Origin of the sequence: Geomesophilobacter sediminis, from assembly GCF_016458275.1 — a bacterium.
GTDB classification, from domain to species: domain Bacteria; phylum Desulfobacterota; class Desulfuromonadia; order Geobacterales; family Geobacteraceae; genus Geomesophilobacter; species Geomesophilobacter sediminis.
Genome location: NZ_JAEMHM010000014.1, coordinates 146,659 through 160,818, shown reverse-complemented (window position 1 = coordinate 160,818; position 14,160 = coordinate 146,659). Strand labels below are relative to the sequence as shown.

Annotated in this window: 11 protein-coding genes; 8 read left to right on the top strand and 3 right to left on the bottom strand. The window is 60.6% G+C overall.

The features are described from left to right. The first annotated feature begins 102 nt into the window (after window positions 1–102). From JFN93_RS17455 to JFN93_RS17445, 3 genes are all read left to right on the top strand, one after another. Window positions 103–477 (top strand): endonuclease domain-containing protein, encoded by a 375-nt coding sequence (locus tag JFN93_RS17455; RefSeq protein WP_199385413.1) that lies wholly within the window; start codon window positions 103–105, stop codon window positions 475–477. 184 nt (window positions 478–661) lie between these two features. Beyond that, window positions 662–1,465 carry an alpha/beta fold hydrolase gene (locus JFN93_RS17450; protein ID WP_199385412.1) on the top strand — a complete coding sequence of 268 codons (804 nt, stop codon included), beginning with the start codon at window positions 662–664 and terminating at the stop codon, window positions 1,463–1,465. Further along, window positions 1,462–2,769: a DNA recombination protein RmuC gene (locus JFN93_RS17445; RefSeq protein ID WP_199385411.1), complete on the top strand. Its 1,308-nt coding sequence runs from the start codon at window positions 1,462–1,464 to the stop codon at window positions 2,767–2,769. The genes JFN93_RS17450 and JFN93_RS17445 overlap by 4 nt, the downstream gene beginning before the upstream one ends. A 187-nt stretch (window positions 2,770–2,956) precedes the next feature. Here the strand turns inward: JFN93_RS17445 and JFN93_RS17440 are convergent, their stop codons facing one another. After that, complete coding sequence (locus JFN93_RS17440) at window positions 2,957–3,970, bottom strand: GPMC system family 4 glycosyltransferase (protein ID WP_199385410.1); 1,014 nt, start codon at window positions 3,968–3,970, stop codon at window positions 2,957–2,959. A gap of 158 nt (window positions 3,971–4,128) precedes the next feature. Between JFN93_RS17440 and JFN93_RS17435 the strand changes: the two genes are divergently transcribed. From JFN93_RS17435 to JFN93_RS17425, 3 genes are all read left to right on the top strand, one after another. Next, window positions 4,129–4,884, top strand: a complete 756-nt coding sequence (locus JFN93_RS17435) for a GPMC system MBL fold metallohydrolase (RefSeq protein WP_199385409.1) — start codon at window positions 4,129–4,131, stop codon at window positions 4,882–4,884. A gap of 25 nt (window positions 4,885–4,909) precedes the next feature. Beyond that, entirely contained in the window at window positions 4,910–6,709 is a 1,800-nt protein-coding gene (locus JFN93_RS17430) for a TIGR04442 family protein (protein WP_199385408.1), read from the top strand. A gap of 394 nt (window positions 6,710–7,103) precedes the next feature. After that, a complete protein-coding gene (locus JFN93_RS17425) occupies window positions 7,104–9,887 on the top strand; it encodes a GPMC system transcriptional regulator (RefSeq protein WP_199385407.1) in 2,784 nt (927 codons plus the stop codon). 58 nt (window positions 9,888–9,945) lie between these two features. Here JFN93_RS17425 and JFN93_RS17420 read toward each other — a convergent pair whose 3' ends face one another. Both JFN93_RS17420 and JFN93_RS17415 read right to left on the bottom strand, forming a co-directional pair. Beyond that, the gene (locus JFN93_RS17420) at window positions 9,946–10,488 is read right to left on the bottom strand and encodes a tetratricopeptide repeat protein (RefSeq protein WP_199385406.1); all 543 of its coding nucleotides are present in this window, start codon (window positions 10,486–10,488) and stop codon (window positions 9,946–9,948) included. 109 nt (window positions 10,489–10,597) lie between these two features. Continuing rightward, window positions 10,598–11,332 (bottom strand): response regulator, encoded by a 735-nt coding sequence (locus tag JFN93_RS17415; RefSeq protein ID WP_199385405.1) that lies wholly within the window; start codon window positions 11,330–11,332, stop codon window positions 10,598–10,600. A 226-nt stretch (window positions 11,333–11,558) separates the two neighbouring features. On the opposite strand from JFN93_RS17415, the gene JFN93_RS17410 reads away from it, so the two are divergent. Continuing rightward, window positions 11,559–12,665, top strand: a complete 1,107-nt coding sequence (locus JFN93_RS17410) for a DUF362 domain-containing protein (RefSeq protein ID WP_199385404.1) — start codon at window positions 11,559–11,561, stop codon at window positions 12,663–12,665. 1,105 nt (window positions 12,666–13,770) lie between these two features. Further along, complete coding sequence (locus JFN93_RS17405; protein ID WP_199385403.1) at window positions 13,771–14,112, top strand: hypothetical protein; 342 nt, start codon at window positions 13,771–13,773, stop codon at window positions 14,110–14,112. Window positions 14,113–14,160: the final 48 nt, after the last annotated feature.

Below are 14,160 nucleotides of genomic sequence, written 5' to 3'. Positions count from 1 at the left end.
AAAAAATGACTGTACTGAACAACTTTTTTAAAGCAAAAAGCTAACCGGACAACACTGGGATTTAGGGGGATTTGCCTTCCAGATCCATAGCCGGAGGATCATATGAAACCCTACGGCAGCAACCTCAAAAGACTCGCACGACAACTACGCAATGAAATGACCGATGCAGAGAGATCCATTTGGCTGAGGATCAGAGATAAGCAGATTGCGGGAGCACAGTTCTACCGCCAAAAACCTCTTCTTGGTTTCATCGCCGATTTCTACTGCCCAAAGGCAAATCTTGTCATTGAGTTGGATGGGAGCCAGCATCAGGAACCGTCACATTTGCAAACTGATGAACTCAGAGACCAAGCGATGGCAAATGAGGGGCTGTTGGTGCTGCGTTTTGATGACAGGCAGGCGTTGCTGGAAACGGATGCGGTTGTCGAGCGGATCTTACAGGTGGTTCTCGAAAGAATGAACCGATTAGAGAATTAGATTGCTAAGGGCAAATCCCCCCCAGCCCCCCTTTTTCAAAGGGGGGAGTCTGGCCTTGCAGTCCCCTTTGAAAAAGGGCGAGTTGGCTGAATTAAGGCAGGGTTGGAAGTCCCCCTTTGAAAAAGGGGGATTTGCCCTTCCAGCCCGTACCCAAACAGCCTCTACAGATACAGAGGACCTCACTATGAGAGTTAAATCCAAAGAGATAGAACTTGCCTACGACGAAATAGGTACCGGCCCGGCGGTACTTCTCATTCACGGCTTTCCTTTGAACCGTCAGATGTGGCAGCCGCAGCTGAATGCCGTGGCGCAGGCGGGTTTTAGAGCCATTGCCTTTGACCTTCCGGGTTTCGGCGAAAGTGAATTACCTAGCGCAACTCCTACCATTGACTCCTTCGCCGATTACACCGTCGGCCTCATGGAAGCCTTGGGCATCGAAAAAGCTGCCATCGCCGGGATGTCCATGGGGGGCTATATCCTGCAGAACCTCCTGGAGCGCTACCCGCAGCGGATCGCCGCGGCTTGCTTCATCGCGACGAAAAGCGCCGCGGACGACGAAGCTGGCAAGGCCCGCCGGACGGCGCTTGCCACCGAGGCGGAACGCCTGGGCTCCAACCCGATCACCAAGCTTTTCGCGGAGCTCCTCTTCGCACCGGACACGGTCGAGACCAATCCCCACCTGGTCGCCCAGGTGATCTCCTGGATGCGCGCCACCGATCCCAAGGCGGTGGCTGGCGGCCTCCTCGCCATGCGGGACCGCAAAGATTACACTCCGCTTCTCCCCGGCTTCCAGCAGCCAACCGCCTTCATAGGGGGAGCGGAGGACCGGGCCGGCTCACCCCACTCGGGAGAGGTGTTCCAGAAGGGGCTTCCCGACTGCTTGGGCATAACCGTCATCGAAAAGGCCGGCCACATGGTCAACATGGAACGCCCCGACGTCTTCAACCGCGCACTCATCGCTTTCCTCCACGGTGCCAACCTGGTATGAGCGCAGACATCTTTCAGCTGATCGTCCTCCTGCTGCTTCTTGCCATCCTGGCCGGCATCCTGCTTTGCTTCCGCGCGGTCAAGTCGGCACGCCCGGCAGCCGACCCGCGTCTGGACCAGCTCGAAAAGGGGCTGGAGCGCCTGGAGCGCACCTTTCTTGCGGAGCTGGGGCGCAACCGCGAGGAGCTCACCGGGAACTTCCGCCACTTCGGCGAGTCGGTGCAAAAGCGGATGATTGAGATCGCATCGCTTCAGAAGGGGCAACTGGAGGGGTTCACCCAGCAGCTCACCGGGCTTACCACCAGTAACGAACAGCGCATGGACAAGCTGAGGGAAACCGTGGAGCTGCGGCTGAAATGGCTTCAGGAGGACAACGCGAAGAAGCTGGAACAGATGCGCGCCACGGTCGACGAGAAGCTCCACGAGACGCTGGAAAAACGGCTGGGCGCATCGTTCAAGCAGGTGAGCGGGCAGCTGGAGCAGGTACACCGGGGGCTGGGGGAAATGCAGTCGCTGGCCTCCGGGGTGGGCGATCTGAAGCGGGTCCTCTCCAACGTAAAGACGCGCGGCACGCTGGGCGAGGTCCAGTTGCACAACCTCCTGTCCCAGATCCTGACACCGGAGCAGTACCGGGAAAACGTGGCGACCAAGCCGGGAAGCGACGCGCGGGTCGAGTTCGCCGTCCGCCTGCCGGGCAAGGACGACCGCCCGCTCTGGCTCCCGATCGATGCGAAGTTCCCCCAGGAGGACTACCTGCGCCTGATCGAGGCACAGGAACAGGGGAACCAGGTGGCGGTCCAGGAAGCGGCGCGCCAGCTCGACAAGACCGTGCTCCTGATGGCCAAACTCATCTGCGATAAGTACCTCTCCCCCCCCGACACCACCGATTTCGGCATCATGTTCCTGGCCAACGAAGCGACCTACGCCACCGTGCTGAGCCGCCCCGGCGTTTTCGACACCATGATGCGGCAATACAAGGTCATCGTCGCCGGCCCCACCACCATCGCCGCCCTCCTCTCCTCTTTGAGCCTGGGCTTTAGGACCCTCACCATCGAGAAGCGCACCAGCGAGGTCTGGCGCCTTTTGGGCGCGGTGAAGACCGAGTTTGCCGGGTTCGGCGTACTTTTGGACAAAACCAGGAAGAAGCTCGACGAGGCGTCGTCGAGCATCGACACCGCCGCCAGCCGGACCAGGCGCATCGGGAAGAAATTGAAGGGGATCGAGGAACTGCCCGGGCAGGAAAGCCGGGATCTATTGGGGATGGAAGCGGTTGTGGAAGCGGAGATCGTGGAAGAGGAAGGTTGACCTGCGGTAGAGCTGTTTCTGGAAGCCGGAGAACTCAACTCCCCGGCGAAAGCGCCTTTCCACGCGGGATTAACAACTGTTGTCACCGCCTTCGGCGGATCGCGCCTGGTAAGGCGCTCCCACAGAAAAGGGCACTCCACCGGTTAAAAGAGCGACATCGCTGTCGACGGCTGGCTGGAAAACCAGCCTACGGCTTGCCCAAGATCTCCCGATACAGCTCGTAATATGCCCTACCCTCCTGTTCCGGAGGGTATTTCGTTTGTACCAAGGTCCGGGCGGCCTGGCCGAGCTGCTCGCGCAGCCGGGGGTCGGTGACGAGCCGCTGCGCCTTCTCCACGAACTCGGCGGCGTCACGATAGAGGAGACCGGTGACGCCGTCCTCGATCAGCGACCGGTTCCCTTCGATGTCGGAAACCAGCAGCGCCTTTCCATATGCCATCCCTTCGAGGACGGCATTTGCCATCCCCCCCTCAAACAGAGAGCAGTTGATCACGATATCGGCGTCACGGTAGAGTTCCGTCATCTCGTCATGCCGCACGCCACCCTGATAGTGGGCAAAAGGACAGGACTCCATCGCATCCAGCACCTCGACGGCGTATTCCGGGTCGAGCACCGGCCCGACCAGCTCGAAACGGATCCCCGGCTCCCGCTGATAAAGCTCGGCCAGCGGCTTCAGCGGGAAAAGGACGTTCTTTACCCGCCGCACCCCCGCCGGGAGGAGAAAGACCACCTCGGCCGGCTTGCGGTCCGACACCGTCTTTTCCGGGATCGGAACCCCCTGCGGAATCACCACGATCCTGTCCTCCACCGTGGGGAGCTGTTCGGCGACCCGGCGCTTGATGCTGGGATGGAACGCCACCAGGCGCACCGCACCCTGCAACGCCTCGCGGGTAATGAAGGCATGCTGGTCGATGAGGGACTGGTAGACGTCGGTACCGGTCAGGGTGATCAGAAAGGGAAGCCGCAGCTCGCGAGCGAGGGCGTGGGCCATCCTCCCGCCGCGGTAGGCATGGAAGGCATGGAGAAAATCGGGGCGGAAGCGCTTCAGGCGCTCAACGAGCTCCTCGGAGGAGAACTGGTCGATGGAGAATACCTCCACGGCACAGCCCAGCCGCTCAAGCTCGGCGGCGATCCGGCGGACGGTTACGGCATTGCCGCTTTGGGCCGGATAGTAAAACGGGGCGATGAATGCAATACGCATAGGACCTCGAAGCCTTGAGGCGGACCGTTATATGCACCGAGTAAGCACGGAGAGCCTCATAGTAACGGCAAAACCCGCGCGGCGCAAGGGATAAAGCCCTTGCCTAGCCTCCGCCATTCATGCTAGTTTGAGCCGAATCCCGAGGGACAGGTGCGCTCATGATCATTACCATCCTCGGCTCTGGCACCTCCACGGGGGTCCCCATGGTTGGCTGCCATTGCCGGGTCTGCGGCTCCGACGATCCGCGCGACAACAGGACCCGCGCCTCCATCCTGGTTCAGTCCGGGGCGCAGTACATACTGGTGGACACCTGCACCGACTTCCGCAGGCAGGCGCTTCGGGAGGGGCTCCCGCGCGTCGACGCCGTCCTTTTCACCCACACCCACGCCGACCACATCAACGGCATCGACGACCTGCGCGGCTTCCATTTCCTGCACCGCAAGCTCATCCCGTGCTACGGAAGCGCGGACACGCTGCAGAAGGTCAGGGCCACCTTCAACTACATCTTCGACGACCTGACTTCGGAGGGGTACTCTCCCCTGCTCGAAGCGTTTCCGATCGAGACGGCGCTCGACCTTTTCGGCTGCCACATCGTCCCGATCCCGCTCAACCACGGCGCCTATCCGGCGACCGGCTACCGGTTCGACAACGCCGCCTATCTTACCGACTGCAGTTCCATTCCCGACCGCTCAATGGAGCTGCTCCAAGGGCTGGATCTCCTCGTTATCGACGCCCTGCGCTACACCCCCCATCCGAACCATTTCAACGTCGAGGGGGCCCTCCAGGTGATCGAGAAGTTGCGCCCGCGGCGCGCCCTTCTCACCCACCTGACCCACGAAGTTCTGCACGCCGATGGTGAACGGCTCCCGCAAGGGGTGGAGTTCGCCTACGACGGCATGCGGATCGAGCTTTAGGTCCCGCGGGAAAGGCAGACGGCTGATGTTCAAAGACATTAGACTGCACGGCTACGCCAACGAGGTCATCGAATTCACGGCAATCGCCGCCGGCGCCGATGCCTACGGCCGCTATTTCTATAACGCCGGCCAAAGCGACGCCGACGGCATCCGCTTTTTCTCCCCGGGAAACGAATTCATCATCGACCGCTCCGGCGTCAGCTACCGCGGCAACGGCGGCTTCTGCTGCGAGTACATGTTCGGCGTGGAACAACCCCTGGCCGACCTGGTCAAGGAGGACGTCAGCAACCGCCTCGTCCTCTACGGCACCGGATACCGCGACGGGGGGACGCTGAGCTTCAGCCCCACCACCGAGGGGCACCAAAGCTACGAGAAGATCTTTTTCGACGGCAACGCCGTCCTCAACTATTTCTTCACCGTCTCCGCCGCCGGTTTCTCCGGCACGATCCAGGAACAGCAGGAACGGATCATCCGGGTCCTGGGTAAGGCGCTCAAGCGCTCCCCGGCGGTGGGGGAAGGCAACGACGACGCCATCGTGCGGGAGATCCTCTATCTTCTCGACGACCCGACCGCCCACCTGCTCCTCTTCAAGCTGATCCATCTCGGGCACCGGGAATACCGGGACGCCTTCCGCTCGCTTTACCTCGCCAACAAGAAGATCCCCGAACCGGAATTCCGGAGCCTGACCGAGGTCGCCGACCGGCACCGGATCGACCGATACCAGCAGGAGCGGATGCGGATCGACGTCATGTACCGGCACCCCGACAACCGGCGCATCGTGGACGAATACCGCAAGGTGCTGACCGCCTGTCACCTGAAAGGGGAGGTCGGCAAGTTCGACAACGCGCGGCTGACCCGCCTGAAGACCCTTTCGGTGCGCAAGAAGATTCCGGGCGCCCTCTTCTACACCATCGACTCGATGTTGAAGGCCGAGCCCAAGCCGGAGCACCAGGAAGAAAAGAGCTACCTCACCGAGACCCGCGAGATCATCGCCGGGATCTTCCTCTCCGAGCGGGAGATCGAGAGCTCGATCGAGACCGAGGACATGCTGAAGCTCCTCTGGGCGAAGAAAAAGGCCGCCGACAGCCGCGACCGCGCCTTCGAGGAGATGCTCCTGGAGGCGGGGCGAAGCTGCGACGAGAAGATCCGGGACGGAGCCGACATCTCGCTTTTGGACGGCTTCTCCTATATCATCACCTATTTCGACCGCTACGACTCGACCGCCTCGATGATCAACAACCTCGCCTTCATGGAAAACGTGAAGGTCACCGAGGACCACATCCGCTCCGTCCTGGGGCACAAAAACGCCTTCGACGAGCTCTCCCCCAAGATATTCGAGCAGCTCTTCCTGACCGGGGTTTTGGAAGACCGCTACCTCGGCAATTACGGGCGCAAGAAAATCACCGAGCTCGCCAAGGGTCTCGCCCTGATCCAGGAAAGCCGGCTCTCCATCAAGGACCTGGTGGAAAAGCTGCTGAGAATCGACTTCGAGGAGCGGCTGCACATCACGTTGCGCGAGCAGATCAAGGAGCGGATCCGCACCTTCTACTCGCGCTACAGCACCGCCGCCGACCAGGAGGCCCTGCGCCGCGAGGTGGCGCGCGAGCTCGCCCACAAGGGAGTTTTCAACGCCGAGATCCCACAGCACCTCTTCCACGAGGCGGTGCTGACGGTGCAGAAGGAGGTTTTCTACATCCAGAACCTCCTCCCCCGGATCATCGAGGAAAAAAACAACGAGCTGCGCGAGGACTTCCTCCAGAACTCCGGCCTGGACCGGTTCTACATCGAAGAGCTGGAGCGGGAGTTCTTCAACAATGAGCAGTAAGCGATGAGCAAAGAGCAGCACAGCCAAGCCTGTTTGCCGTAACTCAGATGGCCGACGGTACCTCCCCCCCCCTTCTCCCATCGCGACAACACCTTCCTGACGACTCCGACATCCCCGCACATCCCACATTCCCCCCCTATATTCCACATTGCTCTTGCTGCTAAGCGTCTCTTCATACCAGGCCACCGACACCTCCCTCTCCCTCTGGGAGAGGGTCGGGGTGAGGGGATCTGCCACGGAGCACCTTCCCTCACCCGCCCCTCGGGCACCCTCTCCCGGGGGGAGAGGGATCATCTGAAGATTGCCGCTAATCAGGTTGCTCATTGCCCTTGCATCTCGTTTGCGCTTTCGGGTAAAGTTACCCAGTGTGTAATTTTTCTACTCAGGAGTTCCCGTGACGGCTACTGACGGACAGTTGGCGAGAATCGCCGACAAGATCGCTTCCTTTGGCAAAGAGAATCTGGACGAGATGCTCCACATGGTGGGGGAAGGGGTGCGCCTGGTCTCCTCCCTGGAACGGGTGCGGATCTACCTCGAAGACCTCACCCGCGGCGCGCTCTCCTGCGCCTATTGCTGCGGCCCCTTCAGTTCGGAGATCCGGGAGGAAACCTTCCCCATCATCTCCAGCGAAGCGGCGGTCTCCCATACCTTCGTGACCCAGCAGCGTGGCGACTATCGCAACCCGGCAGAAAAAGGGCTTCCCATGGACCGGGACTTCTCCGGCCGCTTCGGCATCGACGGCACCACGCTCTTCCCGGTCACCAGCCAGGGGAAATCGATCGGCGTCGTCTGCGTCGACGGCCCGTCTCTCCCCTCCGATCAGATCGCCCAGCTCAGCCCCTTCCTCAACCAGGCCGGCGAGCGGGTCGATCAAGCCCGCAAATACCACCAGCAGCTCCTCCTTGCCCGCCGCGTCGAACTCTACAAGCGGCGCGAGGCGGCCGGCTTCATGGTCCGCTCGGCGGTAAGGCTCATCGACGGGCTGACCCTCGCGTCGGTGCTCGTTCCCGCCGACCGCGGGATGGAGGTACTGGCCAGCCACGCCGAAGACCCGGAGCTGAAAGCCCATTACGAAACGGTCGGGGGGATCGACCTCACCGAGGGGAGCTCGCTCGTCTCCCGCTACGTGAACGAACACGGGATCATCACCGACGAGCGGCTCCTCAAGCCGCTCTTCATCGAGGACCTGCGCGACGAGAAGTTGCAGCGCCGTGCCCTGATCGAACAGATGGGGCTGCGCACCCTCTATCTCGTCCCGCGCTACGTTCCCGAGACGCGCCGGCTCATCTGCCTGATCAATTACTACACCCGCGAAGTGAGCCGCTTCAACGACTTCGAGATGGGGCTTCTGCAGACCCACGCCGAGATGGTGGAGCGGGTCATCAACGAGGTCGGCGGCGAGCACCTCGAGATCAAGGTCCTCTCCGAGATCTCCGACCTGCTGCAGGAGCGCAACGAGGGGCTCCACCCCTTCCTGACCAAGGTCCTCTCCAAGGCGACCGAGCTGATCGGCGCGGACACCGGCAGTATCGCCATCGTCGAGGAACGCGAGGGGGAGAAGTGGCTGATCGTCGAAGACGAGGAAGGGAACATCGTCGGGGCGAAGAACAAGGAATGGCTCAAGAAGAAGATCCCCCCCTTCAAGGTCGGGGGGCCGGAACTCTCCGATTCCGAGCGAAGCCTTACCGGGTTCGTCGCCTGGGCCAAGCAGCCCAAGATGATCGGCCGGGTGTGGGACGTGGATCAGCACGAGGGGTTCCACCGCCTGATGAGTGAGCTGATCAAGAGCGAGATGGCGGTCCCGGTGATCGCCGACGACGAGGTCATCGCGGTCATCTGCCTGAACTCGCTGCACGAGGGGTACTTCACCGAGGAGCACAAGCGGATCCTGCAGCTCATCGACCGGCTGACCTCGCGGCACATCTCCGACCTCAAGAGGATCGAGAGCCTGCAGTACGAGGTGAACCGGCTGCAGACCGACGTCGCCTACAAGGACCCGCAGGTCTCCTCCTACCGGCTGGGCAACATCATCGGCAACAGCCGAAAATCACAGGAGATCGTCGAGTTCATCAACACGGTTTCCCGCCCGCTCTCCAACCGGATCGCGCTTTGGAGCCGCAACGTGCTGCAGGAGGCGACCATCGGGCTCCCCTCCATCCTGGTGCAGGGGCAGACCGGCGCCGGCAAGGAGTTCTTCTTCAACAACCTCTACAACAAGCTCAACGAGCTCTACCGGCAGGAGATCAACCCGGGGGGCGAGCTCCCGGTGAAAAAGACCAACATCGCCGCCTACGGCGGGGACCTCACCTATTCGGAGCTTTTCGGGCATATCAAGGGGGCGTTCACCGGGGCCTACAGCGACCGGAAAGGGATCCTGGAGGAGGCAAGCGGCGGGATCGTCTTTTTGGATGAGATCGGCGACGCCGATCCGAAGACCCAGGTGCAGCTGCTACGCTTTCTGGACAACGGCGGCTTCGTCCGGCTGGGCGAGAACCGGGAGCGGATCAGCCGCGTGCTCCTCGTCGCGGCGACCAACAAGGACCTGCAGAAGGAGATCAGCCTGGGGCGTTTCCGGGAGGACCTCTACCACCGCCTCACCGAGCTTTCCGTGGTGGTCCCCTCGCTCAACGAGCGGCGCGAGGATATCCCCGACCTCGCCACCCACTTCCTCGGCAAGCTCTACCGCACCTACCGCAGCCGCGAAGAGGCGCGCGAAGACGCACCGCTGCTTTCGAAAGAGGCCAAAGACGCGCTGGTGGCCCACCACTACAAGGGGAACATCCGCGAACTGCGCTCGATCCTTTTGCGGGCGCTTTTCTTCCGGACCGGAAAAGTGGTGACCGGTGAGAACATCATGCAGGCAATCCGCGACGGGATGCGGGACCAGAGCCCGCCGGCGTCGGAGCGGCTGACCGGGGAGGTGGCGCAGGGGATCATGGAAGAGATCGCGGCAGGAAGCGACTTCTGGATGGCGGTGTACGAGCCGTATTCCAAAAGCCAGATCTCGCGCGACGTGGTGCGGCTGGTGGTGGAGAAGTGCCGGGCCCAGGCCGGCAAGAGCATGCCCGAGATCGCCCGGGCGCTCAAGGCGGTGACCGGGGATCCGCAAGGAGACGAGGAAGAACGGAAGCGGTTCTTCAGGTTCAAGAATTTCCTGTACAAGACGGTGAAGATATAACCAAGATGGCAAAACGGCGCACGAAAGCCCCGGGAGTCGGTCTCTCCGGGGCTTTTTCCTACGGTCGCGCGGTCAGCCTTTGATAGCGTGTTTCTGCCGAGATTGCAGCGAATTGCGGGTTGTCTTTGAGATCTGCCGCCGAGGAGGGATCTACCTGCACCGCCCGTTCCAGGCATTCCAGAGCCAGGTCAGGCTGGTTCATCAGGACATACACATACGCCAGATCGAAGTATCCTGCCTTGTCGTTGGGATGGAGCCGCGTGGCTTCCCGGAAGGCATTAGCCGCACGGACCTGCTCACCCTTGCTCAACCAGGCATATCCGATGCTGTTATAGAGGTTGAATGCTGTCGGATCTATCTTTTCGGCCGACTCTAAAAGCTCAATCTTACCCAAAGGATCAGAAAGAGAGTAACTCGCTATGATACGGTGCATCGCCTTTTGGGCGGCAATGTTTTCCTCACGAAGGCGCTTGCTGAGGTTTTCGAAGTCGTTCCTGATCGTTTTCAGGCGCACGTATTCGTAGATCGTAATGCCAATGAACATCAGACCGAGGGTAGCAACGATAATATTAAGTGCCGTAAGCGCGTCGGTGCAGTTCATGAGGCCGGTTTATAACATGTTTTTTTGCCCGAATCCATACTTATTCCGCCTAAGAAAAAGCCCCGGAGGCGAAACCTCCGGGGCTTTTTGCTTCTGTCGTGATGCCCGCTTACGCGGACTTCTTGAAGAAGGCCAGAAACTCGGCCCGGGTGAGCCAGTTCTTGCGGACCAGGTGGTCGATGGCACGGCTCATCGCCTGCTTCTCCCCCTCTTCCATGGTGTCCTTCAAAAGCACGAAAAACGGGATGTTGCGGGTCTGCGGGTAAAGCCGCAGCCGCTCCAACAGCTCGAAGGAGGCCATGTCCGGCAGCATCAGCGAACTGAACACCATGTATGGATGCACGGTGGTGCCGACCGCAATGGCTTCCTTGCCGGTATAGGCGTTGACGATCTCGAAGCCGGTCTTCTCCAGCACCTTTTGCAAAGGCTCCTCGCCGCGGCGCGTCACCAGCATCACCTGGAGGTCGTAGTCCTCGGATTCGTCGGTCAGCCCCAGGTTGGTCAGCTTCTTGTTCACGTAGGCGTTTTCAATCGGCAGGGTGAAAAAGCCCGCCACCGGGAAAACCACGCCAACCTGCCCCGCCTCGCTCAGATAAACCGGAAGGACCGGGATGTCCCGGGTCTGCGGGTTCTTCTTGATCTCCAGCAGCATCCCCCACCCGTCATCCGAGTACGGGGAGATATCGAGCAGGATCGCCCTCGGGGTGCAGGTGCCCAGCTCCGGGAGTTTCGCAGTCCGGCAGCGGTGCCCCCCCTCGGCGAGGTAACTGCAGATGATCGCACCCCGCTCCACATTGGCCCCCAGGCCCATCACCCAGAATTCACGCTCATCACACTCAATCATTAAAACCACCCCCGCGGAAGATTTTTAATAAATAACATATTTGTCAAACGCCGCAACAAAAACTTAAAACAAGACCGCCGCCGCGCTAATCTTTATCTCCCGTACATCATTGAGCTAACCTCAACGCCTCAAACAGAAGGATCCAGGGCGGCATCCTCATTGAAGCGCTGGCAGATATGTGATACAAAGCGCTGACCTTAAGTAAACAAAGGGAAAGGGGAATTTTATGAGCAGCAAAGTGTTTTTTGCCGACATGCGCGCCGGCGCCCGGGAAAACCTTTTCGACAAGATAGCTCGCCTCATGAAAGAGGCCGGTTGCCGCGAGAGTCTGGCCCAGGGGGACCTGGTGGCGGTGAAGCTTCACTTCGGCGAGCGGGGCAACCATACGTTCATCCGTCCGATTTTCGTGCGCCGGGTGGTCGAGGAGATCAAGGCCACCGGCGCCAGGCCGTTTCTCACCGACTCCTCCACCCTTTACGTAGGCGAGCGCAAGGAGGCGGTTTCGGCGCTGAGCTGCGCCGTGGAAAACGGGTTTGCCTATGCGGTGGTCGGGGCTCCGCTCATCATGCTGGACGGGCTGCGCGGCCACACGGCGGTGGACGTGGAAATCAACGGAGAGCTGCTCAAGAAGGTGAGCATCGGCACCGAGATCGTCGAGGCGGACGCCCTGGTGGTGCTTTCCCACTTCAAGTGCCACGAGCTGACCGGCTTCGGTGGCACGCTCAAGAACCTCGGCATGGGGTGTTCGAGCCGCACCGGCAAACTGCAACAGCACTCCACCGTGGCACCCAAGGTCGCCCAGAAATTCTGCAATCGGTGCGGCCTCTGCCTCAAGGCCTGCGCCCACAATGCCATCGCGGTTCTCGAAGGGGGCGCCCAGATCGATCCGAAGGCCTGCGTCGGCTGCGGGCGCTGCGTCACCGCCTGCCTGCAGAAGGCGATCAACATCCAATGGAACGAGAATGCCTCGGTGCTCATGCGCAAGATGGCGGAGTACGCCAAGGGGGCGGTTCTGGGCAAGGAGGGAAAGGTTTTGTACCTGAACTTCATCACCCAGGTTTCCCCGGCCTGCGACTGCTACGGCCACGCTGACGCCCCGATCGTCAACGACATCGGGATCACCGCCTCGACCGATCCGGTCGCCCTGGACCAGGCCTGCGCCGACCTGGTCAACAACGCGCGCGGCAACCAGGACACCGCTTTGGCCAGCGGCCACGAGCCGGGGGGAGACAAGTTCCGCGGGGTGCACCCCGACATTGACTGGGAAGTCCAGTTGGAACACGCGGAAAAGATCGGGATGGGATCGCGCCAGTACGAATTGGTACGGGTGTAGCGGGAACAGTCCCGGCAGCACAGGGTGGTCATGAGGTGAGTCCGCGAGGGCTCACCTTTTTTATTTCCGGAATGTCGCTGCAAAGAGGGGAGCTGCTCATCTTCTGCTCACCTGTTCAAAACGTGACTACCGGCATCATGAACGTAACTAGCTGAAAAACACGGCTGAACGTCCCATGAGAAAGGGCGGGCTGTTCAAAGGGGGATAAAGACCGCCATACTGAAGGCGGAAACGGGACCAGGCAAAAACTTCGCCCAAACGGCAACTTACACGATCACCCCCAATGCCGGCCGAATTGGCACCTAACTTGTAGTGAGATAGCTGTCGACGACGAAACGACGAGCAAGAACCGAACTAACAACTTTTGCGCCGTGAAAGGAGTTCTCCTCTCCCACGGCGCTTTTTTTTGGTTCTTCCGTCCATTCCGGGGCACCAATAGTAAATTTCCCCACAGTGCTGCTCGTGAACTCGTGCCCCCCTTGTGTTCAAAACCCGCCGGCTGTTCAAAACTTGGTACCGCCCAGGCATACGGGCAAATATCAGAAATACCGGGAGAAACTTCCACGTCCCCCCTCCTCCCAGGGAGGAAACCCCTCCTGCGTGCTGTTCAACCGTTGTCACCACCCGGCCCGGCACATCGACGGCCTTGGCGCAAATCATCTGCCAGGTCAATAACTTACGCAAAAGTCGTCGGCCGCGAGATCTTGGCATCCTTGTTGTACAGACAAATGACAATGAGCTGCCAAAGGGGTTCGTCCCATACCGTACCTGCGCCGTGAACGGAGTCCTCCTCTCCCACGGCGCTTTTTTACCCATCCCGGGCACCGCCAGCGACGAATGAGTTCTCCTGCAGCAAGGCATTGAGAGGGGACACCTATGACCGAGGCAAAGTGGATCAAATATCGCGCCCTGAACTTCATCCGGCAGGCATCGAAGCTGTGGCAGGTATACCGGCTGCGGGACCGGCTGAAGCCGGACCGGTAACAGGTGGGGCATTTACTTTAGGCAACGGTACCGGAACGGAATTTTTTTTTAAAGCCGGGGATCGTTTCAGCCGATATCACCTAGCAGCACGACTACTGTTTGAAAGGTAGGGGAGACCAAAATGAGTATTTACTTGGATATGCCTGCGGACATGGAAGTCCGGGAAGTCATTCTCGAAAGGGTGCTCCAGAATACCGGGGCGTTACTCGAGATCTGCGTCGTGAGGCACGGCAACCAGTACGAGGCCGCCGTGTTCATGGAGCATAAGTACAAGCCCGGGCCGCCCCTCCCCAGGCCGTTGGAGAGCCCTGCGGGCGAGAAAACCCACTGGATGGGGGTGCGTCCCAAAATCGGGCTGACCACCGAAGAGGCGGATCAGATCACCTACGAAGTGCAGGGGGTAAACGCTCTCTACCGCATCCAGATGCGCGACAACTGGGGAGCCACCCTGGACGTCATCTGACCGCCATCAACCCGCCAAAGACGCAAGCGGCCGCCCGAGCATTTCGGG